We start from the raw sequence: 22,766 nt of genomic DNA on the forward strand, positions 1-22,766 counted from the left end.
GACCTCTGCATGCGATGTCTACCGGCCGTGCCAGTACCGCTTCGCCGATTCCCGCTGGCCCCACACGATCAACCCATGCGGCGTCGCTTCCGCCATCACCGCCCCGTCCTTGTCGCTGCGCCAGAACCTGCTGCCGGCCCGCATCCACCGCAGTTCCACCGCCCGCGCCGGATGCTTGAACCGGTTCAGGTGTCCCGCTTGCGCAATGACGTGCTTGGCCTGCGCAGCCGCCACCAGTTCACGGCTGGACGATGACGACGAACCGTGATGCGGCGCCAGGACGACGTCGACATCCGCGAGCCCCTGCTCGACCAGCGCCCGCTCCTGCGCCACGCCCACATCTCCAGTCAGCAGCAGGGAATGGTCTTTACCCTGCACACGCAGCACGCAACTATCAGCATTGCGGTCATCCGCCTTACCACCGCGTTCTGACGGCCCCGGGTGCAGAAACGTGAACACAACCCCATCCGTCTCCCATCGTAGTCCGCGCTCACAACGCACCATCTCATCAGGCATGACCGGCTGCGCATTGCCCACGTCCGGCCACATGCGGGCGTCCCGCCGCACGTAGGCCGGCAGATCGAAGGACGTATAACTACGCCCCACCGGCACCGACGCCAACACCGCCCTCGTGCCGCCGACATGATCCATATCGGCATGCGACAGCACCAGCACATCCAGCCGTCCGATCCCCCGCGACTGCAAGAACGGCGCGACCACCCGTTCGCCCGCATCGCTGCCGCCATAACTGCGCGGCCCGGCATCGAACAACAACGATTGGCCGGCCGTTTCCACCAGGATTGCGCTGCCCTGCCCCACGTCCATCGCGCTCATGCGCCAATAGCCGGGTTCCGGCTTGTCCGGCCGCCAGAACAGCAACGGCAGCATGCAGGCCCATCCCAGATGACGCCCTGGCCAACCGCGCACCTGCAGCGCCCACGCCATGCCCGCGACCGCGAGCAGCAGCCACATCCAACCGGCCGCCGCAACCGGCACGCTGGCCCAGCTTGCGTTGCCCACCCATGCCACCGGGACCATGGTGAGGTCGAAGCTGTCCAGCCCTGCCTGCCCCACCCGCGCCGCCAACGTCTCCGCCCCGGGCAGGCAGGACAGCGCCGCGCACAGCAGCGCCAGCGGCGTCACAATGAACGTCACCACGGGTATCGCCACCGCATTCGCCAAAGGCGAGCCCAACGACACCTGATGCACCAGAAAAGCCAGCAACGGCATCAGCCCCACGGTCACCATCCATTGCACACGCACCGCCTGCCCCAGCCGCGCGGCGCAGCGCGCGCGCCAGCCGGCATCGACATCAATCGGCGCGGCAGCGATGCGCAACAACACCGCCACCGCGCCGAACGACAGCCAGAAGCCGGCGGACACAGGCGCCCACGGGTCCAGCGCCACGACGGCGGCCGCGGCGCATGCCAGGACGCGACCGCCCGACAAAGGCAACCTCGACATCGCCGCCGCCAGCACCACCAACAGCATGAAGAACGTACGGCGGGCGGGAACGCCCCAGCCAGCAAGCAGGCAGTACAGCAGCGCGACCAGCGCCGCCACCGCTCCGCCCGCGATACGCGCGGGCACGCGCTCCGCCAGTCCCACGCCGCGCCAGCGCATTCGACGCCATAGCGCCGATGCGACCAAACCGCCAATGCCCGCAATCGACGTCACGTGCATCCCGCTGATCGACACCAGATGCGTGATGCCGCTGCGGTTGAAGATCCGCCAGTCGTCGCGCGACACACCGGCCTGGTCGCCAATTGCCAGCGCAATCAACACCGGCGCATAACGATGCTCGCCCAGGGCCGCGCGCATGCCTTCGCGCACGTGGTGCCGCGCGCGTTCGATGGCGATGCCGGGTGACGCCCAAGGCCGGTCGTCCAGAAGCACGGGTTGCCCGCGCACGGTGCCGGTCGCGCGAACGCCCTGGGCAAACATGCGCCCCTCCGTGTCCGGCCCAGCAGGATTGAGCAGGCCATGCGGTCTGCGCAACACCAAAGCCATGCGCCACACCTGACCGGGCAGCACCTGCGGCACGGTCTGATTGGCGCCGGCGCCTGCCTGCCACGTGACCTGGATGTGCGACGGAATACCGGAACGCCCCGGCGAATCAAGCGCCGCCAGGAAACGCAGCCGGTTCGCATCGCCATCGGGCAATCCCACGACGCGCAACACCAGCCGCGAGACCTGATCCTGGTGCTCGTCGGCCAGCGCGTCGTCCAGTCGGTGCTGGGCTTGCAAGGCCGAATTGACGAAACCGGCGCAGGATCCCAGCGCCAAGGCGGCAAGCACACGCAAGCAAGGATGCCGAACGCGCGCCCATGCGGCGCCGAATGCCGCACCGGCGGCAGCGAGCAGCCACATCGTAAACGCACCGGGCAAGAACGGCGACATCTGCACCAGCCCCGCGCCGGCCACGAACGCAAGGCAGAATGATCGGCCCGTAATCGCTATCTCCTGAAAAGAGAAAGCGTAGGTCGCCACATAATCGGCGGGCGCGCCAGTGAACGGATTGGTCCACCTCGGCTAACCGCCATTGTCCGGGCGCGCGAAGTACAGTAGCGCCAAATCAGCCCCCAAACCCCGCACCCATTTCCCGCCCCGCATGAAAGGCACCCGCAACTCCCTATCCTCCCTGCGCATCTTCCTGACCGCCGCCGAAACCCTGAATTTCAGCCGCGCAGGCGAAGCGTTGAACCTGACGCAAAGCGCAGTCAGCAAACACGTTGCAGCCCTGGAGGACAGATTAGGTACCGCGCTTTTCAAACGCATGCCCGCCGGCCTGCGGTTGACCTACGCCGGCGCCCTGTATCTGGAACGCATCAGCGCGGCGGTGCGCCTCATCGACGAAGCCGACGCGCTGGTCGCCAATCCCGCCTCGCGCGTTGCCCTGAACGTGGCGGTGTCGCCGTCCTTTGCGCAGTTTTTCCTGCTGCCCAGGTTGTCCGAGTTCTTCGAACTGCACCCCGAGATCCGCGTCAACATCCGTCCGCGCCTGCTGCATGCGCGCGACCGCTCGGAACGGTTCGACGCGGAAATCCAGCTTCATACAGGGTATGTATCCGGCATGAGCGCGCAGTATCTCTGCGGCCGTGAGATGACGCTGGTCGCGGCGCCGTCGCTGCTGAAACGCCATCCCGTAAAGTCGGTCGATGACATCACCCAATTGCCGCTGCTCAAGCGTGCGCAGCGCGGATACGGCTGGGACGAATGGCGGGCCGACGTGGCCCCGCTGTGGTCTGGCCCTGCCGCCACGGCGCCGGAGTACGAAGGCTTTTCGATCCTGCTGCCTGCCGTGCTGAACGGATTGGGCGCGGGCATCATGCCGCTGTGCATGGTGCTGGACCATCTGGAATCCGGACAATTGGTGCGCCCGTTTGGTGAGACGGTGGAAGGCCGCTATGGCTATCACCTCATGCAGCCGCGGCCCAACGTCGGGGGACCGTACTGTCAGGCGTTCTGCGACTGGGTCATCGCCCAAGGCCAGGCGCTGAATGTTCGAACGCGCCGCTACGCGGGAATGGCGTAAGGATCAGCCCGGTTTCGGTATTCCAATTCGGAATATCCCATGCGCATACTTCCTTTGCCCCTGGAAATTGCAGCCACCACAATGACGTGAACTATTCATGGATCACCATAAAAATCATGTTCAAGTGGAAAAAACTGCTGGCCGCCCTCGCCATCCCCACGGCCCTCGCCGCCGCCCAAACGGCATCCGCCGCCTATCCCGATAAACCCGTCAAGATCGTCGTGCCGTACTCGGCGGGCGGCAGCTCGGACGTGGTGGCCCGCGCCATCAGCGACCAGTTGAGCGCGCAGCTTGGCCAGTCCGTCGTTGTTGAAAACCGCGCCGGCGCCGGCTCGATGCTGGGAACCGCCTATGTGGCCACCGAAGCGCCCGATGGCTACACGCTGCTCCTGGCCGACGTGCCTTTCACCATCGTTCCCGCGCTATACAAGGATCGCGTGAAGTACGACGCGAAGAAGGACTTTGCGCCGATCACGCTGCTGGGCCTGTCGCCCATGTACCTGTTCGTGAACCCCGGGTTCGAGGCGCAGGACGTCCCGTCACTGGTGAAGACCGCGACCGGCAAGCCGGACACCGTCTCGATCGGCTCGGGCGGCAACGGCTCGCTGACCCATCTGATGGCCGAGCTGTTCATGCAGAACACCAAGACCAAGCTCGCGCACATTCCGTACAAGGGCGCATCGGCATCCGTCAATGACCTGGCCGGCCGTCAAATCGATACCAGTTTCACCACCATGGCCTCGGCCGTTGCCCTCTTCCAGAGCGGCAAGATCAAGCCGATCGCCGTGTCCTCGCCCGCACGGCAGGCCGACACGCCGGATGTGCCGACGTTTCAGGAGCTCGGCTATCCGGGACTGACCGTGCAAAGCTGGTGGGGACTCGTCGCACCGGCCGGAACGCCTGAGCCCGTGCGCCAGAAGCTGTCGGAAGCCATGGCCAAGGTCATGCAGTCCGAGCCCGTCAAACAACGGTTGGCGAGTGTGGGCATGAACCTTCCGCCGGACACCAGCGCCACCGCGCTGAGCGCGTTGCTGGCGCAGGACTTTGCGCGCTGGGCCGACCTGGTGCAACGCGCCAACATCACCTTCGAATAACGACATTTCAGCGTCGCGCGCGGCATGCGCGCGGCACCGGAGACATCAATGACGACACCCTGGCAACAGGCGGCCGCTGACGACGCGGCCCTGATGAACGATTTTCAGACCATTTGCCGCTTTGGCGGACGCCTGTCCGGCTCCGGGCAGGACGAGGCGGCCATGGACTGGGCGCTGGATCGCCTTCGTGAAATCGGGTCCGACGTGCGGCGCGTGCCGGTGCCCTACGACGGGTGGCGCTGCCTCTCCAGCAATCTGACCCTGCTGGGCGACACGCCCATGGAGCTGGAATGCGTTCCCCTGCTGCGCTCCGCGTCCACTGACGGACAGGGGCTGGAAGGGGTGATCCTGGATCTGGGCGCGGGCCGGCCGGAAGACTTTGAACGTGCCGGCGAATCCGTGCGCGGCAAGGTCGTGCTCGTACGTCATGAATATCCGTTCTCGCAAACCCACGTGCACCGCCGCCGCAAGTACGACATGGCGGTGGCGCAAGGGGCCGCTGCCTTCCTCATCGCCAATTCGCTGCCCGGCGCCGGTCCATTGTCCGGTTCCTCTGGCCGTCCTCGTGACGGCTCGGGCATCCCTGCGGCCTACATCAGCCACGAAGCGGCATCGGCGTTGACGGCGGATGCTGGCGCGCGTATCCGGCTACATATCCGGGGAGAAGAGCTACGCGATTCGATGGCCTGCGCCGGCGTCCTGGACCTGCCTGGCGGCCGCGAAAGCCGTATCGTCATCAGCGCCCACATGGACGGTCACGATCTGGGCCAAAGCGCGCTGGACAATGCCACCGGCGTCGCCGTCGCGCTGGCCGCCGCCCGGCTGCTTGCCAAGCAATTGGGTCCGGACACGCCGGGCTTGCGCATCTGCTTCTTCACCGCTGAGGAATGGGCGCTGGCCGGATCGGCCCGCTACCTGGCCGACATGCCCCCTGCAGAGCGTGAACGCCTGAAGCTCGACATCAATCTGGACACGGTGGCAGGCGACGACACCCTTAGCGCGCTGATCAGCGATTATCCGGCGCTGGCGGGCGTGGTCGAGGACACGGCGGCGCGTGCTGGCGTGCCGGTGTCGCACTGGCTGCCCTTCATGCCGAACTCCGATCACGCCAACTTCGCCAAGCATGGCATCCCCGCCCTGCGGCTGGTGGCCGGCTTCGAGAAACCCGATTCGCGCGTGCGCCATATCCTGTCGCGCGGCGACATGCCGGACATCATTCTGGAAGACGAAATGCGCAACGCCCTGGCGGTCACATGCGCGATGGCATCGCTGGCGCTGGAGATGACGGATCAGGAGCTGGATGCGCTGAAAGCCGGCTCCACCTGCCCGCGCGTCTAGCGCGAAAAGGCGAGCGGAAAGGCAGTCATCCAAACGATTACCCCGGCCAGTGCCTATCCAGGCACGCCATTTGCTGAGTCTCCAATTCCCAGGCGGCGCACGCCGCCTGTTCCTTCCAAACCAAGGAGACCAACATGGCCGAACATGTAATCAAGGTGCTGAACAATCTGATCGAAACGTCGAAGAACGGCGAAAAGGGCTTTGCCGCCGCCGCTGAAGACGCGAAGGCGCCCGAGATGCAGGAACTGTTTCGCAACCGCTCGCGCGACTGCGCGGCCGGCGCCACGGAGTTGCAGACCCTGGTGACGCAACTGGGTGGCGAACCCGAGGACAGCGGCACGATGGTCGGCGCCATGCATCGTGGCTGGACGAACATCAAGGCGGCGGTATCCAGCCGCACCGACCTGACGCTGCTCGAGGAATGCGAGAAAGGCGAAGACGTGGCCAAGGCGGACTACGAAAAGGCGCTCAAGGAAACGCTGCCCGAGAACGTTCGCGCTGTTGTCGAGCGCCAGTATCAGGGCGTGCTGCGCAACCACGACCAGATCCGCGATCTGCGTAATCGCTTCCGCGCGGCGACGTAAGCACTTCAAGCTGCAATACGCGTTGTATTGAAACCGCCCGCCCGCCGCACCATGCGCCGGGCGGGCGTTGTGTTGCATGGGCTTCAGATGCGTGACCATGCAGGGTCAAGAATGCGCTGGCGCGTAACGTGCATTTTCTTCAATGTGGCTGCAAACCCGATTCAGGCTCGCCACGCGCATCCCGGCGATTCCGGATGGGCCGACTGCCGACCAACAGGGCTATCAGCAGCGCCGGCGCGGCCCTGCACTTTCATCGCATCAGCTCTGCATAGACCTGCTTGAACAACGCAAAACGATCCTTCAGACCCACCAGCCCGCCGTTTATCCGCCGCGTGATCCTGGCGAAATCCTCCAGGTCATCGTCATGCGTGCGGTCGTCCGCCAGCTCGTTCAGCCCGCGCGACTGCCAATACCACCCGGCGCTCAGCGCAGCCCACTTCGGGTCGGACAGTAACTCGGGCGACTCAAGCAAATTGACGCCCATGGCGTCGCTGGCTGAATCGTAATTGCTGCGCCCCGTCAGCTGGATGATGCCGCGTCCGCGATACCGGAAGCCGTCGTTGCTTTGCGCATCGCCATTACCCATCCGGTTCGCATAAACCAGATTTGCAAGTCCTTGCGGATTGTTCACATACGGCATGGCCGATGCCTCAGTGGGAAATCGCTTTGGCCACACCTTGGTCAACCGCGCGGCGGTCGAGTAATTCAGGTTTTCCTCGATCCGGTTGTATTGGCCGGATTCATAACCCGTCTGCGCCAGAAAGCTTGCGATGCGATCCGGGGTTTCGATTTCGTATTTCTGAAATGCGGGCGCCAACGCATCGGCCCACGCAGCGGGGGATTTGCAGTTTGGAAAAATGCGTTGGAGTTGTTCGGCACTCAGCATGGCGGCGTCTCTTTCGCAGGCGGGGCCAATGATTGTGACCCCGCCGCCATAACCGCCAATACCTCAAATTGAGTATGCGGCCGCGCAGGATTTGCAGCATGGCGGAGCCATGGACGACTCACCAAAGTTGTGACACACTCAGATATTTTTGGATACGTTTTAACTTTTCCATTAACAACTGATACCCACGACCATGAATCGATCGACCAAGAATATGCTGAAACTGGCTGTTGCCTGCGCCGCCGTCCTGGCTGCGACGGGATGCGCGAATGTTCCGCTGGCTTCGCAAGAGAGCAATCAGAAGGCCAAAACCTTTGCGGCGCCGGACGAAGGTAAATCCGGTCTGTACGTGTATCGGGACAGCTTCGTGGGCAAGGCGTTGAAGAAAGACGTATATATCGATGAAAACTGCCTCGGCGAAACCGCCGACAGAGTTTTCTTCTATACCCAGGTCCAGGGCGACCAGCAGCATAAGGTATCGACCGAGTCCGAGTTTTCTCCGAACGATCTGCTGCTGACCATGCAAGCCGGGAAGAATTATTTTGTCCGCCAGTTCATCAAGATGGGCGTATTCGTGGGCGGCGCCGACGTCGAGGAGGTGTCCGAAGAAGAAGGCAAGCGCGTGATCTCCAAACCGGAAGTGAAGCTCGCCGTTGAAGGCCAGTGCGGCTAAACATTCGCACATTCCGCCGCAGGGCCCCGGCACGGTCGGCGGCGGGAACTTGACACCTCTGCGCTCCCCCCGGGAACATACGCCATCGATCGGGGGAGCGTCGCGTCCCCCGCGCAAACACCGCCCGGCATGACGCATTCCGACATCACTCCCCTCGCCCATCAGTCCCAAGCCCTCCTAGCCGCCGTCCGCCACGACGCGCCGCTGGTGCAGTGCCTGACCAATTTCGTCTCCATGAACTACGCGGCCAACGCGGTCCTCGCCATCGGCGCGTCCCCGGCCATGGTGCACGCCGAAGAAGAGGCGCCCGAGTTCGCACGCTTTGCCGGCGCGGTGGTCATCAACATCGGCACGCTGTCTTCGCCCTGGTTGCGCAGCATGCTGCTGACCGCGCAGTCCGCAGTGGAGTCCGGCACGCCGTGGGTGCTGGATCCCGTGGCGCATCACGCCACCGCCTTTCGCCGCGACGCCATCCAGCGGCTGCTGGACCTTGAACCGGCCATCATCCGGGGCAACGCATCGGAGATCATTGCCTTGGCCGGCGGCCACAGCGCCGGCAAGGGGGTGGACGCCCGCGACGCCGTGGCACAGGCCGAGCAATCGGCCCACGACATCGCCGCGCGCCGCAGGACCGTGGTGGCCGTCACGGGCGAGGTCGATTACGTCACGGACGGCACCCGCGCGGTGCGCATTGCGGGCGGTTCGCCGCTGATGCCACGCGTGACCGCCACCGGCTGCGCGCTCAGCGCGGTGGTCGGCGCCTTTGCCGCCGTGGCGAAAGACGATGCGTATGCCGCGGCGGTCGCCGCCCTGTCCTGCTTTGGCCTCGCGGGCGAGCGCGCCGCGGCGCATGCCGACGGGCCGGGCTCGTTCGCCTGGCGGTTCCTCGATGCGCTGGCGGCGCTGGACGCGGATTGCCTGACCCGCGAATCCCCGCTGCGTTGATTTGACCCCGTGCATGTCACGGGTAGGTCACACACCGTCCCCAAAATTCTTCCCTTCAACACGGAGGAAAGACGGTGAAGCCACACCTACGCAAGATCTTTGCAGTGACCGCCAGCTTCGCGCTGGTGGCCGGCCTGTCCGCCTGCGGCGGCGATGACGATGACGACGACACCACCGCGCCCGAGACCCCGCCGCAGACCAGCGTGCCCCAAGGCACGACGCTGGACCTCGCGATCCTGGGCACGACCGACCTGCATGCCAATGTGCTGGGTTACGACTACTACAAGCTTGCCGAAGACAAGAGCTACGGCATGGACCGCACGGCCACGCTGATCGCCAATGCGCGCAAGCAGTATCCGAACACGCTGCTCCTGGACAACGGCGACACGGTGCAGGGCACGGCGCTGTCGGACTACCAGGCGCTGGTGTCGCCGGTGCAGTGTTCCGACATGATCGCGATCTACAAGCAGATGAAGCTGCTGTCGTACGACGCGGCCACGATGGGCAACCACGAGTTCAACTACGGCCTGCCCTATCTGTCGCAGATCACCAACGTGGACTTCGGACTGGCCGGCATTACCAAGGGCACGGCGCAAACCAACCCCGCGGGCGCCAAGGATTGCGCGGCGCCGGCGTTCCCGTTCGTGTCGGCCAACGTCGTCTCGGCGGCCTCCAAGCAGCCGATCTTCAAGCCTTATGTGCTGCTTGAGAAAACCTTCACGGCCACGGACAGCGCGGGCAAGTCCATCGACGTGCCGCTCAAGGTAGGCGTGATCGGCTTTGCGCCGCCGCCCATCATGCAATGGGACAAGGCGAATCTGGAAGGCCACGTGGAAGTCACCGGCTGGAAGGAGACCGCGGCGCGCTACGTGCCCGAAATGAAGGCGGCGGGTGCGGACCTCGTGGTGGCGCTGGCGCACGGCGGCATCGACCTGGCCACGCCCTACAGCCCGGACATGGAAAACGGTGCGGGTTATCTGAGCCAGGTGCCGGGCATCGATGCGCTCATCACGGGCCACCAGCATCTGCTCTTTCCCGACACGAATGCCAAGTCGCAGTTTGCCGGGCAGCCGGGCGTCGAACTGGAAAAGGGCCTGATCAATGGCGTGCCGACCGTTCAGGCCGGCCAGTGGGGCAACAACCTCGGCCAGATCACACTGAAGCTGGCGTATGACCAGGGTTGGAAGGTGCAGAAGGAGGCGACACAGGTGCAGCGCATCTCCACGCGCCTGACCGCGCAAAGCGGCTCCACGCCGGCAACCTACGTGGCGCCGGATGCGGCCGCGCAGCAACTGGTGCAGGCCGAGCACGCCGCGACGATCGACTACGTCAAGACGCCGATCGGCCAGAGCCAGTTCGACATGGCCACGTACTACGCGCTGGCGGGCGACGTGTCCGCACTGCAGATCGTGAACATGGCGCAGATCGACTACCTAACGGACTACATCGCCAAGAACAGCCCGTCATACGCGGGCCTGCCGATCCTGTCGGCCGCCGCGCCCTTCAAGGGCGGGCGCAACGGTCCGGGCGACTTCACGTATGTGAAGCAGGGCAACGTCGCCATCAACAACGCGGCCGACCTGTACCTGTACCCCAACACGCTGCAAGTCGTGCGGGTCAGCGGCGACATCGTGCGCCAGTGGCTGGAAAAGACGGCCGAGCAGTTCAAGCAGATCGACCCCGCACAGGTCGCGCCGCAGGATCTGATCGACACGGGCTTTCCGACGTTCAACTTCGACGTGCTGTATGCGGCGGGCAATGCGCTGCAGTATGAAATCGACGTGACCAAGCCCAAGGGTTCGCGCATCACGGCGCTGACATACAACGGCACGCCGCTGGACCTGACCGCGCAATTCCTGGTGGTGACCAACAACTACCGCGCCAGCGGTGGCGGCGACTTCCCCGGCCTGGCCGGCGGCAAGGGCGACATCGTGCTGCAGGCGCCGGACGCCAGCCGCGACGTGTTGATCAGCTACATCAAGAAGAATCCGACGCTCGACCTGGCCACCTACGGTCTGGACCGCAGCTGGCGTTTCGCGCAGGTCAGTTCGCTGGCAGGACCGGTGGTGTTTTCGTCGGTGCCGGGCACGCTGGCGATGGCCACGGCGCACGACGTGACCAACGTCTCGGTGTTCGACGCCACGCCCGATCCGGTGACGCAGTTGTCGCGTTACGCGATCGATCTGACCCAGTAAGCGGTTCGATCCGGCGGGCGCCCTGCAATGGGGCGCCCCGCCTCAGCGGTAGTACACGCAGATGCGCTTGCCGCCGATCTCGTGCACGTCGATCGGCAGTTCGTACAGATCGCTCAGCACGTCGGGCCGGATCAGTTCGGCCGGCGTGCCGTGCCGCGCGATCCGCCCCTGCCGCATCGCCACGATGCGGTCCGCGTAGCTGGACGCAAAGTTGATGTCGTGCAGCACCAGCACCACCGTCTTGCCCAGTTCATCCGCCGCACGCCGCAAGGTCCCCATCATGGCGACGGCATGCTTCATGTCCAGGCTGTTCAAGGGCTCGTCCAGTAACACGTAGCGCGTGTCCTGGCACAGCACCATGGCGACGAACGCGCGCTGACGCTGGCCGCCGGACATCTCGTCCAGATAGCGGTCCGCCAGCGGCTCCAGGTTCAGGTACGCAATGGCCTGATCGATGTGGACCTTGTCATCCACCGTCAGCCGCCCGCCGGTGTGCGGGTAGCGGCCAAACGCCACCAGGTCCTTCACCGTCAGCCGCAGCGGCAAGTGGTTGTCCTGCCGCAGGATGGCCAGGCGACGCGCCAGTTCGCGGCTGTCGGCGCGCGTGACGTCCAGGCCTTCCACCAGCACCCGCCCCGCGCTTAGCGGCAGCAGCCGGCTCACCATGGACAGCAATGTCGACTTGCCCGCCCCGTTCGGCCCGATGATGGCAGTGACGCCGCCGGCCGGAAGGTCCAGGCTGACATCGTCGATCACGACGGTGTCGCCGTATTGTTTGCTGACGTTCTGGATTTCTATCATCGGCGCCTCCTGCGCAAGATCAGGACGAGGAACATCACGCCGCCCACGAATTCAATCACCACGCTGACCGTGGTGTTCAGCCCCAGCACGCGCTCCAGCAGCGTCTGGCCGCCCACCAGGAAAATGACGCTGAGCAACGCCGCGGCCGGCACGGTGTAGCGGTGCCTGTCCGAACCCATGGCTTGGTACGCCAGGTTGCTGACCAGCAAACCGAAGAACGTCACGGGACCGACCAGCGCCGTCGACACGGACACCAGCACCGCAATCGCCGCCAGCGTCACCATCAGCGTGCGGCGATAGTCCACACCCAGGTTCAATGCCATGTCGCGGCCCAGCGCCAGCACGTCGTAGCGCCGCCGCATGCGCCAGACGAAGAACGACGCGATGCACACGGCGCCGAAGGCGATCGGCAACAGCTCGACACGCACCGAATTGAAGCTGGCGAACATGCGGTCCTGCAGCACCAGGAATTCATTCGGATCGATCAGCCGCACCACGAAGCTGGACAGGCTGCGAAACAGCAGTCCGAAGATGATCCCCACCAGCATCATCAAATGCAGGCTGCGCACGGCGTCGGAGAACAGCCAGCGGAACAGCAGGCACGCGAACGCCGTCATCGCGCACACTTCCAGCAGGAAGGCCGCGACCGGATGACTGGCGGCGGCGGCCGCCTGCCCGAAGCCGAACACCACGACCGCCTGGATCAGCAGGTACAGGGCATCGAAGCCCATGATGGCGGGCGTGAGGATACGGTTGTGCGTGATGGTCTGGAACAGCACGGACGACACCGCCACCGCATACGCCACCAGCAGCATGGCCAGCAGCTTGCCGCCGCGAAAGGGAATGACGAACGACCATTGGCCGTTCGCGCCCAGCGTCATGAAGGCAACGATGCAGAGCAGCGCGCCGGCGCCCAGCGCGGCAAGGCGCCACGTCTGCGGCGCCCGCTGGGCCACGCGGAAAATCGAAGCGGTTTCAGCCAAGGCGGTTCCTCCGCGTGCGCAGCAGCCACAGGAACAGGATGCTGCCCAGCACGCCCACCACGGTGCCGATGGGGATCTCGTAGGGGTGGATGACCAGCCGGCCGATGATGTCGCAGGCCAGCACGAACGCGCCCCCAAGCAACGCCACCCACGGAATGGCGCGGCGCATGTTGTCGCCCAGCACCAGGCTGACGGCATTGGGCACGATGAGGCCCAGGAACGGGATGCTGCCGGCCGTCACGACCACCACGGCCGATATGGCGGAAACGATCAACAGGCCGACCAGTGTCAGCCGTGCATGGTTCAGCCCGAGGTTGGACGCGAACTCGCGGCCCATGCCCGCCACGGTGTAGCGGTCGGCAGCGGCATAGGCCGCGCAGGCCAGCGCAAACCCGATCCACAGCAGCTCATACCGGCCGCGCAGCACGCCGGAGAAGTCGCCGGTCGTCCACGCATGCAGCGACTGCAGCAGGTCGAAGCGGTACGCCATGAAGGTCGTGACCGCCTGGATCACGCCGCCCAGGATCAGCCCGATCAGCGGCACGATGAACGGCGTGCGCAGCGGCACGCGGCGCAGCAGGGCCAGAAACAGCAAGGTGCCCGCCAGCGCAAAGCCCGTGGCCGTCACCATCTTGCCGATCACGGACGTATCGGGCGCCAGCAAGGTGACGACCAGGATGCCGAGGGTGGCGGATTCGACGGTGCCGGCCGTCGTGGGCTCCACAAAGCGGTTGCGCACCAGCATCTGCATGATGAGGCCGGCGACGGCCAGCGCCGTGCCTGCCAGCAGCAGCGCCAGGGTGCGCGGGATGCGGCTGACCATCAGCAGCCGCCATGCTCGCTCGCCTTCTTCGCCGCCGTTCCACAGCGCGGCCCAATGCATCTGGCCCGCGCCCAGGCTGATGCTGGCCACGCACAACAGCAGCAACACCACCACCACGGCCGTCAGGCCACCCCAACCGCTGATTGCGCGCCGCCAGTTCACCGGCAGCCCTTCCCGTCTTGCATGCTGCCTACTTTCCTTGCGCCAACGCCGCGGCGATCTGATCCACGTTCTGCTGCATGGCCGTCAGGCCCGCGCTGCCGAGCAGATACCAGTTGAAGCCGTTCAGGTAGACCACGCGCTGGTTCTTCCACGCCTTGGTCGGACGCACCAGCTCGTTGTCCAGCATGCGCTGCGCCGACACGCCTTCGCGGCCGATGGCGGCGTCGCGGTCGATCACGAACAGCCAGTCCGGATCGGTCTGGGCAATGAACTCGAACGAAATCGCCTGGCCGTGGTTGGACACGTTCAGGCCGGTCGCGGCAGGTTTGACGCCGAACGCGTCATGGATCACGCCAAAGCGCGAGCCCGGACCGTAGGCGCTCATCTTGCCGCCGGTCGTCAGCACGATCAACGCGGTGCCCGCGTTGGCGGCCTTGCCTTTCAGCGCCGCGATGGAAGCGTCGAGCGCGGCCAGCTTCTCCTTGGCCGCGCCCTCTTTCCCGTAAAGCGCGGCCAGCGTTTCGGTGTTGCGCCGGACGCTGCCGACCAGGTCCTTGGCATCGACCGTCAGGTCGACGGTGGGCGCAATCTTGGACAGCTCGTCATACTTGGGCGCCGAGCGGCCAGCCACGAAAATGACTTGCGGCGCGGCGGCGTGGATGACCTCGTAGTTGGGCTCGAACATCGTGCCCGCCTTCAGATACCGCTTGTCGGCGAACTGGCTCAGCTGCGGCGGCAGCTTGGCGGCGCTGGGTACGCCCACCGGGTCCACGCCGAGCGTGTGCAGGGTGTCCAGCACGGCCAGATCCAGCACGATCGTCTTGGACGGGTTGGACGGCACGGCGGCTTCGCCGCGCGCGTGCTTGACCGGCGTCGTGGACTGCGCGGCGCACACGGCAGCCGCGGCGCTCAGCGCCAGGGCCACGCCGGCCCGGGTTGCCCAGCGGCGGGCGGCGCCCGCCTGTTTTCCATTGTTCATGCAAACCTCTCTGTGGTGGGACGCCAAAAGCGCCCCGTCAAAACTCAGAACTTCACACCCACGCCCAGCCAGTAACGGCGGCCGTCTTCGACGTAGCCGAAGTCGTCGTAGGCGACCTGCTTGTCGAACAGGTTGTAGATGCCGGCATACACCGACACGGTCTTGTTGACGGCGTACGAACCGCCCAGGTCCACGAACGTGTAGGACGGCGCGACCAGCGCACTGGTGGACGGGCCCGTCGTCGGCTGGCTTTCGCGGCCGCGGTAGTTGATGCGCGCCCACGCTTGCAACCCGTCGGACGGCTGCCAATTTACCGTGGTGGTGAACAGGTGCTTGGGCAACTGGTTCAGCGGCTCGCCCTTGTACTGGCCGGACTTCTGCTCGGACTTCGTGAACGTATAGCTGCTGGTCATCGACCAGTCGGCCGACAGCGGCAGCTTCAGGCTGGCTTCCACGCCGCGCGACACGGCCTTGTCCACGTTCATGTACGTGGTGGGGTCCGAGCCGAACTGGTTGGGGCCGTCCGTGCACTGCGACAAGGGGCAAGCCACGCGGGTGATCTTGTCCTTGAAGTCGTTGTTGAACAACGTGATGCCGGCGTTCATGCCTTCGCCGTCGTCATACAGCAGGCCGATTTCCTGGGTCACCGACTTTTCAGGCGTCAGGTCCGGGTTGCCGTACATGTTGCCGCCGCGGCTGGTCTGGCCCCAGCCGGCCACGGTCTGGCGCAGGTCGGGCGCACGGAAGCCGGTGGAGACACCGCCCTTCAGGGTCCAGCGTTCTGCCATGTGCCACACGCCGTACAGGCGCGGGCTGAAGTGGCTGCCGAAATTCTCGTCCTGATCCATGCGCAGGCCGGTCGTGAGGGCAAAGCTTTCGGTCAGGCGCCATTCGTCTTCGGCGAACAGGGCCCATTGATACCGTTCCACCTTGTTGGGGCCGCCTTCCAACTGGTTGCCGTTCTGGTCATGCAGGCGCTGATTCAGATAGCTGCCGCCCAGTGTCAGCATGTGCGAACCCAGCGGCAGCGACCAGCTCGTCTGCAGGTCCAGGTTCTTGATCTTCATCTGGCGCGAGCGGTTATCAAACTCTTCCTGCTGCACATAGCTGTCGGACACGCCCCAGCCCCAGCGGCCGGTGTGCGACAACGCCCACTTGCTGCTGCGGTAATCGGTTTCCGACGACGCCGGGCAGCCCGTGCGCGGGCACGCCGTGCCGGGCGGCAGCGGCTCCACCGTCTTGCCCAGGGTGTCCTGGAACTTCTGGCGCATCGTGGTCGCTTCCAGCACGATGTCGTGATCCCGGTTGGGCGTCAGCGCCAGCTTGGCGGTCACGCTTTCGGCATTGCGCTTGCGGTAGCCGTTGTAGATATTGTCTTCGTCGCGCTGCGTGGCCTGGCCGTAGATCTGCAGGCCCAGCAGGTCGTTCTTGATGGGGCCGGCCAGGTAGAAGTTGCCCTGGTAGATGTCGCCCGACTTGCTGCTCTCCTGGATCGTCGTATCCATGCGGATTTCGCCGTGCCATTCGTCAGGCACCTTGCGCGTGATGATGTTGATCACCCCGCCCATGGCGTCCGACCCGTACAGCGACGACATCGGGCCGCGCACCACTTCAATGCGCTCGATGGCCGACAGCGGCGGCGTCCAGCCGCCCTCCACACCCGTCGAGTCCGAGTTGGTGCGGGTTTCGCGCGAGCTCTGGCGCTTGCCGTCGATCAGGATCAGCGTGTACTTCGGGCCCATGCCGCGCAGGCTGATGTCCTGGCGGTCGCCGCCGCCCGTGACGATGACGCCCGGCACTTCGACCAGCGCGTCGTTCAGGTCGCGGTAGAACTTCTTGTCCAGATCCTCACGCGTGATGACGCTGATCGAGGCCGGCGCATCCTGGATGCGTTGCTCGAAACCGCTGGCCGTGACGACGACCGTGTCCATTGTCGTGGTGGCGTCCGCGGCCTGCGCCCAGACGGCGGACGGCCCCAGACCGAAACCCGCGGCGCACAAGGCGGCGGCCAGTTGCGTGCGCGACGCGGCGATGCGCTGGCCGGCGGCCAGTTCTTTCCTGCTCATGATTCCAACTTCTCCCGTCCCCGGTTTGCGCCACGCCCCACGCGTGGCACGCCCCGGCTCCCACTTATTAATGAAAACCATTCTCATATTAGAATTGGGGCTTGCAGCACGCCGCAACACGCTTTCCGCAACTTTTATCTTCTTTGCATTTCTTGACACTCCGGCGCGCGGCGTTCGGCCACACTGCCGGATGCTCGACGCCCAACACGCATGCCTTTCACTCATTCAGCGGTGGCGCGCCGCATCTTGCTGATCGACGACGACGTCGAGCTGGCGCAGATGCTGCGCGAATACCTGGAACCCCATCAATGCCAGCTGACGCTGGCCCACACCGGCGCGCAAGGCTTGTCCTTGCTGGCGCAGGACGATTTCGACCTGGTGCTGCTGGACCTGATGCTGCCCGACGGCAACGGGCTGGATCTGCTCAAGCACTATCGGCAGCGCTCGCGCCGCCCGGTCATCATGTTCACCGCGCACGGCGGCGAGACCGACCGCGTGCTGGGCCTGGAGTTCGGCGCGGACGATTACCTGGCCAAGCCCTTCAGCCCGCGTGAGCTCAAGGCGCGTGTCACCGCCGTGCTGCGCCGTTTTGAAGAAACGCCCGTCGCCGCAAGTCCGTCGCTCAGCCTGGGCGCCCTGTCGCTGGACCCGGCGACCGGCCGAGCGCGCATGGGCGCCGACGAAGTCACGCTGACCGGCGCCGAGCAGCGCATCCTGGAAATCCTGATGCGCGCGCCCGGCCAGGTCATCGCGCGCGACCAGATCGGCCTTTACGCGCTGGGCCGCGCGCCGGACCGCTACGACCGCAGCATCGACACGCACATCAGCAGCCTGCGCAAAAAGCTGCGCCTGGATCAACACGCCGACACGCTATCCATCCGCAATCTGCGCGGTCTGGGCTACGTGCTGGCGGGCGCTGCGTGATGACGTTGTTGCCCGCCCGCTCGCTCTTCTGGCGCGCGTTCCTGACGTTCTGGGGCGCCATGGCGGTCATCCTGGTCTGCGGCATGGTGCTGACGGCGTCGGTGGCCTGGTACCGCTTCAACTCGCTGGACGGCCTGAATCCCGGCAACCTCACGCGCGACGCCGCGCAGGTCGCGCGCACACAGGGCCAGGACGGCCTGGAGCGCTGGGTGCGCGCCATGGACGACAACTACTCGGCGCTGAAGATCTACGTCATGGACGCAAAGGACCAGGAGATCCTGGGCCGGCGCCTGCCGACGCGCCTGCACGACTGGCTGGTCGCGTACCGCGCCGCGCCCGACCGGCTGCCGCAGTCGGACTATGTGCCGGCGGATCCCGCAGGCGAACGCGTCTCGTGGTGGGAACCGCAGATCCTGATCCTGCCGGATGGCTCGGAACTGCTGATGCTGTTTCTGCCGTTCGATTCGTCGCGCTGGGAAGTCCTGGCGCTGTCGCCCGTTGCGCTGGCGCTACTGCTGTTCGCGCTGGCGGTGACCGCGCCCTTCTGCTGGGCATTGACGCGTCACATCACCGCACCGCTGGCGCAGTTGCGCCAGACCACGCTCGCGTTGGCGGCTGGGCAACTGGACACGAAGACACCGCCAAAACTCGCCACGCGCCAGGACGAGCTTGGCCTGCTGGCGCGCGACTTCGACGCGATGGCGGTGCGCTTGAAGGCGCTGGTCGACACGCGCGAGCAGCTGCTGCATAACGTGGCGCATGAACTGAGGTCGCCGCTTGCGCGCCTGCGCCTGGCCTCTGAACTGGCGCGCCGCAACGACGAACGGCGCGATCTGCAGCTGGACCGCATCGAACGCGAATGCGAGCGGTTGGACGCCTTGGTCGGCAACACGCTGCGCCTTGCCCGCGTGGGCGCCCTGCCCGTGCCGACCGAACCGCTGGACCTGTCGGACGTCGTGGCCGGCGTCGTGGACGATGCCCGCTACGAAGCCGAAGGTCGGCATCTGCAAATCGATTGGGACACGCCCGCGCCCATCCGCATCGCCGGCGACCGCGCCAGCCTGGCCAGCGCCATCGAGAACGTGCTGCGCAATGCGCTGCGTTTTGCGCCCGCGCACAGCGTCATCCGCGTGCGGCTGTTGACCAGCGCCAGCGAAGCCAGCCTGGAGATCGAAGACCACGGCCCGGGCGTTGCCACGCAGGAGCTGGCCTCGCTTTTCGAACCGTTCTATCGCGCGGGCTCTGCCAGCGCCGCCAACACGCCGGGCGGCGGCGCGGGGCTGGGCCTTTCCATCGCGCAGGCCGCGATTGCCGCGCACAAAGGATCGATATCGGCCCGCAACGTCGCCCCGCACGGCTTGAGCGTGCGCATGGACCTGCCGCTGCTATCCGCCGCCGCGGCGCGTCCCGCTACGGGATGACGCCACGGCCGGCGCGCGGCCTCAGAACGTGATGTTCGCCGACATCCACAGACGGCGGCCTTCCAGCACCTGCCGGTACGAGTTGCTCCAGCTGGCATTGGCCGCAGGCGCCGTCGCGCCGACCTTGGCCGGACCGTAGTCCACGAAGTTCTTGTCGAACAGATTCAGCACCGAGGCCGACAGCGTCACGTTCTTGCTGACCACGTACGAGCCGCCCATGCTGGCCAGCCAGTACGGGCTGTAGAACACCTGTTTCTTCTCCCAGTTCATGTCGTTGAACTGACCCGCACGGTATTCGCCGCGGACCCAGGTGTTGATCTGGTCATTGACGCGCCAGTTCAGCCCCAGATTCACCGCATGGCGCGGCTGCGAGCCCAAGGGCTGACCGCGCCTCGCGCCGGACGTGACCTCGCTGGCGGTCAACGTGTAATTGCCATTGAACGACAGCCCCGCGTACAGCGGAATCCGGCCGCCCAGCTCAAAGCCCTGGATGGTGGCCGAATCGATGTTCACGCGTTGCGAGAAGTTGGCCACGGGCACGCCGTTGCGCTCCCACACGCCCAGGTCCAGGCAACCCGGCGCGGGACCGCCCGCCGCCAGGCAGTTGGGCACGCTCTGGCTGTCGATCTTGTCCTTGAACTTGGTGTGGAAGGCGGTCAGGTTGCCCGACAGCCCTGCTCCATCGTCAAACAACACGCCCAGTTCCGACGAGGTGCTGGTTTCCGGCTTGAGCTGCGCATTGCCGAGCAGCGGCATGGTGCCCTGCGCGCCAAGGCCGATGATGCCGTCGGTCATCAGGTTGATGTCGGGCGTCTTGTAGCCCTTGCTGACGCCGCCTTTGAAGGTCCACGCGGGCGTCGCATTCCAGACCAGGTAGCCGCGCGGACTCCACTTGCCGCCGAATTGCTCGTTGCGGTCGTAACGCGCGCCGGCGGTCAGCGCCACGCTGTCCACGATGCGCCATTCGTCTTCCGCAAACAGCGCCCATTGATACTGCCGCAGATTCAGCGGCGCCGACACCAGCGTGTCCTTGAACTGCTGCTCGCGCCACTGGCCGCCCATGGTCAGGTTGTGGCGGTCATTGAACAGCGGCATCGTCCACTTGGTGTCGAACACCCAGTTGTCGTATTCCAGGTCGCGGCTGGCCCCGTCGGTGGGCTGGCGCGGCGTGCTCATCGGATTCGTGCGGCCAATGGTCTCGGTGGTGTCGTAGACCAGGCTGGTGTCCGAACTGACCGAACCACCGTAGCGGCCCAGATGCGTCAACGCGTAGCGCTGCCGGTTGAACTTCATATCGGGTTCGTAGCCGCCGCCCTGGCGGTTGGGCGCCACGTTGGCGTTCAACGTGCCCAGTTCCCCGTTGCTGTTGTCGAAGGTCTGCCAGTTGCTGTCCACGTCGAACAGGATGTCGTGGTTGCGGTTAGGCGTCAGCGACAGGCGCATGCCCACGTTCTGCTGCGTGCTGTCGCCCAGTCCGCTGAAGCTGGCAATGTCGCCGGTGTAGTCGCCGCTGTCGTAGTCGGCCTGGGTGGCGGGATAGCTGCCTGTTGCGCTCAGGCGCCGGTAGTGGCCGCCGCGCAGGCTCAGGCCAAGCTTGTCGGTCTTCAGCGGACCGCTCAAGTAGAAGCCCGCGCCGTAGGTGTTGCCGAAGCGGTTGTCGCCCTGCAGCGTGCTGTCCAGCGTCAGTTGGCCCGTCCATTCGCTCGCGACCTTGCGCGTGATGATGTTGATCACGCCGCCCATTGCGTCCGAGCCATACAGCGTGGACATCGGGCCTCGCACCACTTCGATGCGCTCGATTGCGGCCATCGGTGGAATGAAGTTGGTGTCGACGTCGCCGAAGCCGTTGGCGCGCGCCCCCGAACTGTTCTGGTTCATGCGCTTGCCGTCCACCAGCACCAGCGTGTAGTCGCTGGGCATGCCGCGGATGCTGATGTTCATGCCGCCGGCCTTGCCGCCGCGCTCCACCGACACGCCCTCCACGTCGCGCACCGCATCAGCCAGATTATGGAAGGGCCGCGCTTCCAGTTGTTCGCGCGTGATGACCGAAATGGACGCGGGCGCGTTCCGGATCTCTTGTTCAAACCCCGACGCCGTGACCACGACGGTGTCCAGCTGCATCACGCCCATCGTGTCTTCCAATCCGGCCGTGCCGGTCTGCGCGTGGACGTTTGCGGCGGCAAGCGCCACCACGATCGGCAACAGACGGAATCGCGCGCAGGGGGTTGAAGCGGTTCGTGCAGAGCCGTTAAAGCGTTTCTGAGTCGACATGGGAATCAAATGAAAAACCGCCCGATCAAGGCGGCGCGCGCTGTGCGCTGATTGACGTGCTAACGAACGCCAATGATAGGTATTCCCATTACCTCAACTCAATGCCACGAAGGCGTTTTCGAAGAATCGTTATAAGAGTTGATAGGCGTTTCGGACTGGTCCGACAGACACAGCGATCCCGCACGACAACATCGTCATCGTGCGCAGCGCATCGACCTTCCGAAAGCTCAGTCCGCCTCAGCCAGAATCGCCGCCGGCAACCTCGGCAACACCCGCATCGCGTTCGCGGTGGTGGCGTGCGCCACCTGCCCCGGCGTGATGCCGCGCAGTTCCGCCAGCACCTGAGCAATGCGCGCCAATTCGCCCGGGCGATTGCGCCGATCGGGTTCGTGCAGCCAGGCGGGCGGAATGTCCGGTGCGTCGGTCTCCAGCACCAGATGCTCCAGCCCGACGTCCACCGCGTGGCGGCGAATCTGCAACGCCCGCTCGAACGTCATCGCGCCGCCCATTCCCAGCGCAAATCCATGCTCGATGAAGGCCTGCGCCTGTTGCGCGCTGCCATTGAACGCGTGCGCGATGCCGCCGATGCGCGGATGGCGGCGCAGGTACTTCAGCAAGATGTCCTGGGATTTGCGCACGTGCAGCAGCACGGGCAGGCCAAACTCGACGGCCATGTCCAATTGCGCGGCGTAGAACCGTTCCTGGCGTTCGCGCGGCGGCCCCGAGGCGATCTCCGGCACGAAGAAGTCCAGCCCGATTTCGCCGATGGCGACAAAGCGCGGGTCGCCCAGGGATTCCTTGATGGTCTGGCGCAGCACGTCCAGATCGCCGTCGTCGGCACGTGCGACGTACAAAGGATGAATGCCCAACGCATAGGCGCCGCCGGCAATGCTGGCGGCCAGGTCACGCACAACCGAAAAGTTGGCCCGCTCGATCGCGGGGATCACGATGGCCTGGACATCCGCGTGGGCGGCGTGGTCCGCGACCTCGATGCGATCGGCATCGAATTCGGCGGCGTCCAGGTGGCAATGAGTGTCGATGAGCATGGGCGTGTCCTCCTTGTGCGGATTATCCGCCCGCGGCCGC

18 protein-coding genes are annotated in these 22,766 nt (G+C 65.5%); 9 read left to right on the forward strand and 9 right to left on the reverse strand.

From position 1 onward, the window contains the following. Positions 1–18 precede the first annotated feature (18 nt). Entirely contained in the window at positions 19–2,400 is a 2,382-nt protein-coding gene (locus CLM73_RS16650) for a DNA internalization-related competence protein ComEC/Rec2 (protein WP_105241573.1), read from the reverse strand. Positions 2,401–2,611: 211 nt separating this feature from the next. Between CLM73_RS16650 and CLM73_RS16655 the strand changes: the two genes are divergently transcribed. From CLM73_RS16655 to CLM73_RS16670, 4 genes are all read left to right on the forward strand, one after another. Continuing rightward, positions 2,612–3,535, forward strand: coding sequence for a LysR substrate-binding domain-containing protein (locus CLM73_RS16655; RefSeq protein WP_105239380.1), 924 nt, complete (start codon positions 2,612–2,614; stop codon positions 3,533–3,535). 116 nt (positions 3,536–3,651) lie between these two features. Further along, entirely contained in the window at positions 3,652–4,629 is a 978-nt protein-coding gene (locus CLM73_RS16660; protein ID WP_158685880.1) for a Bug family tripartite tricarboxylate transporter substrate binding protein, read from the forward strand. 48 nt (positions 4,630–4,677) lie between these two features. Next, the gene (locus tag CLM73_RS16665) at positions 4,678–5,967 is read left to right on the forward strand and encodes a M28 family peptidase (protein WP_158685881.1); all 1,290 of its coding nucleotides are present in this window, start codon (positions 4,678–4,680) and stop codon (positions 5,965–5,967) included. 134 nt (positions 5,968–6,101) lie between these two features. Further along, positions 6,102–6,551 (forward strand): PA2169 family four-helix-bundle protein, encoded by a 450-nt coding sequence (locus tag CLM73_RS16670; RefSeq protein ID WP_105239383.1) that lies wholly within the window; start codon positions 6,102–6,104, stop codon positions 6,549–6,551. Positions 6,552–6,801: 250 nt separating this feature from the next. Here the strand turns inward: CLM73_RS16670 and CLM73_RS16675 are convergent, their stop codons facing one another. Beyond that, a complete protein-coding gene (locus tag CLM73_RS16675; RefSeq protein WP_105239384.1) occupies positions 6,802–7,437 on the reverse strand; it encodes a glycoside hydrolase family 19 protein in 636 nt (211 codons plus the stop codon). Positions 7,438–7,630: 193 nt separating this feature from the next. On the opposite strand from CLM73_RS16675, the gene CLM73_RS16680 reads away from it, so the two are divergent. The 3 genes from CLM73_RS16680 to CLM73_RS16690 all read left to right on the forward strand — a co-directional run bounded on the left by CLM73_RS16680 (position 7,631) and on the right by CLM73_RS16690 (position 11,250). Then, entirely contained in the window at positions 7,631–8,110 is a 480-nt protein-coding gene (locus CLM73_RS16680) for a DUF2846 domain-containing protein (protein WP_234015656.1), read from the forward strand. A 129-nt stretch (positions 8,111–8,239) separates the two neighbouring features. Next, positions 8,240–9,055, forward strand: coding sequence for a hydroxyethylthiazole kinase (gene thiM, locus CLM73_RS16685; protein ID WP_105239386.1), 816 nt, complete (start codon positions 8,240–8,242; stop codon positions 9,053–9,055). Between the two features lie 74 nt (positions 9,056–9,129). Then, the gene (locus CLM73_RS16690) at positions 9,130–11,250 is read left to right on the forward strand and encodes a 5'-nucleotidase C-terminal domain-containing protein (RefSeq protein ID WP_105239387.1); all 2,121 of its coding nucleotides are present in this window, start codon (positions 9,130–9,132) and stop codon (positions 11,248–11,250) included. Positions 11,251–11,292: 42 nt separating this feature from the next. Here the strand turns inward: CLM73_RS16690 and CLM73_RS16695 are convergent, their stop codons facing one another. The 5 genes from CLM73_RS16695 to CLM73_RS16715 form a co-directional block, all read right to left on the reverse strand. Then, positions 11,293–12,051, reverse strand: a complete 759-nt coding sequence (locus CLM73_RS16695; RefSeq protein ID WP_105239388.1) for an ABC transporter ATP-binding protein — start codon at positions 12,049–12,051, stop codon at positions 11,293–11,295. Further along, on the reverse strand, positions 12,048–12,932 hold the full coding sequence (locus CLM73_RS16700; protein ID WP_105241574.1) for an iron chelate uptake ABC transporter family permease subunit: 885 nt from the start codon (positions 12,930–12,932) through the stop codon (positions 12,048–12,050). Before CLM73_RS16700 ends, CLM73_RS16695 begins: the two co-directional genes overlap by 4 nt. 94 nt (positions 12,933–13,026) lie before the next feature. Continuing rightward, positions 13,027–14,019: an ABC transporter permease gene (locus CLM73_RS16705; RefSeq protein ID WP_105239389.1), complete on the reverse strand. Its 993-nt coding sequence runs from the start codon at positions 14,017–14,019 to the stop codon at positions 13,027–13,029. Between the two features lie 28 nt (positions 14,020–14,047). Further along, on the reverse strand, positions 14,048–14,998 hold the full coding sequence (locus CLM73_RS16710) for a siderophore ABC transporter substrate-binding protein (protein ID WP_105239390.1): 951 nt from the start codon (positions 14,996–14,998) through the stop codon (positions 14,048–14,050). 44 nt (positions 14,999–15,042) lie between these two features. Then, entirely contained in the window at positions 15,043–17,064 is a 2,022-nt protein-coding gene (locus CLM73_RS16715) for a ligand-gated channel protein (protein WP_105239391.1), read from the reverse strand. A 210-nt stretch (positions 17,065–17,274) separates the two neighbouring features. On the opposite strand from CLM73_RS16715, the gene CLM73_RS16720 reads away from it, so the two are divergent. Then, positions 17,275–17,988 carry a response regulator transcription factor gene (locus tag CLM73_RS16720; protein WP_105239392.1) on the forward strand — a complete coding sequence of 238 codons (714 nt, stop codon included), beginning with the start codon at positions 17,275–17,277 and terminating at the stop codon, positions 17,986–17,988. Continuing rightward, positions 17,988–19,409 (forward strand): HAMP domain-containing sensor histidine kinase, encoded by a 1,422-nt coding sequence (locus tag CLM73_RS16725; RefSeq protein ID WP_105239393.1) that lies wholly within the window; start codon positions 17,988–17,990, stop codon positions 19,407–19,409. The genes CLM73_RS16720 and CLM73_RS16725 overlap by 1 nt, the downstream gene beginning before the upstream one ends. A gap of 21 nt (positions 19,410–19,430) precedes the next feature. On the opposite strand, the gene CLM73_RS16730 is transcribed toward CLM73_RS16725, so the two are convergent. Further along, positions 19,431–21,539, reverse strand: a complete 2,109-nt coding sequence (locus tag CLM73_RS16730; RefSeq protein ID WP_418904954.1) for a TonB-dependent receptor domain-containing protein — start codon at positions 21,537–21,539, stop codon at positions 19,431–19,433. Between the two features lie 368 nt (positions 21,540–21,907). Next, entirely contained in the window at positions 21,908–22,726 is an 819-nt protein-coding gene (locus tag CLM73_RS16735) for a TatD family hydrolase (protein WP_105239395.1), read from the reverse strand. Positions 22,727–22,766: the final 40 nt, after the last annotated feature.

Source organism: Achromobacter spanius (genome assembly GCF_002966795.1).
Lineage (GTDB): Bacteria > Pseudomonadota > Gammaproteobacteria > Burkholderiales > Burkholderiaceae_B > Achromobacter > Achromobacter spanius_D.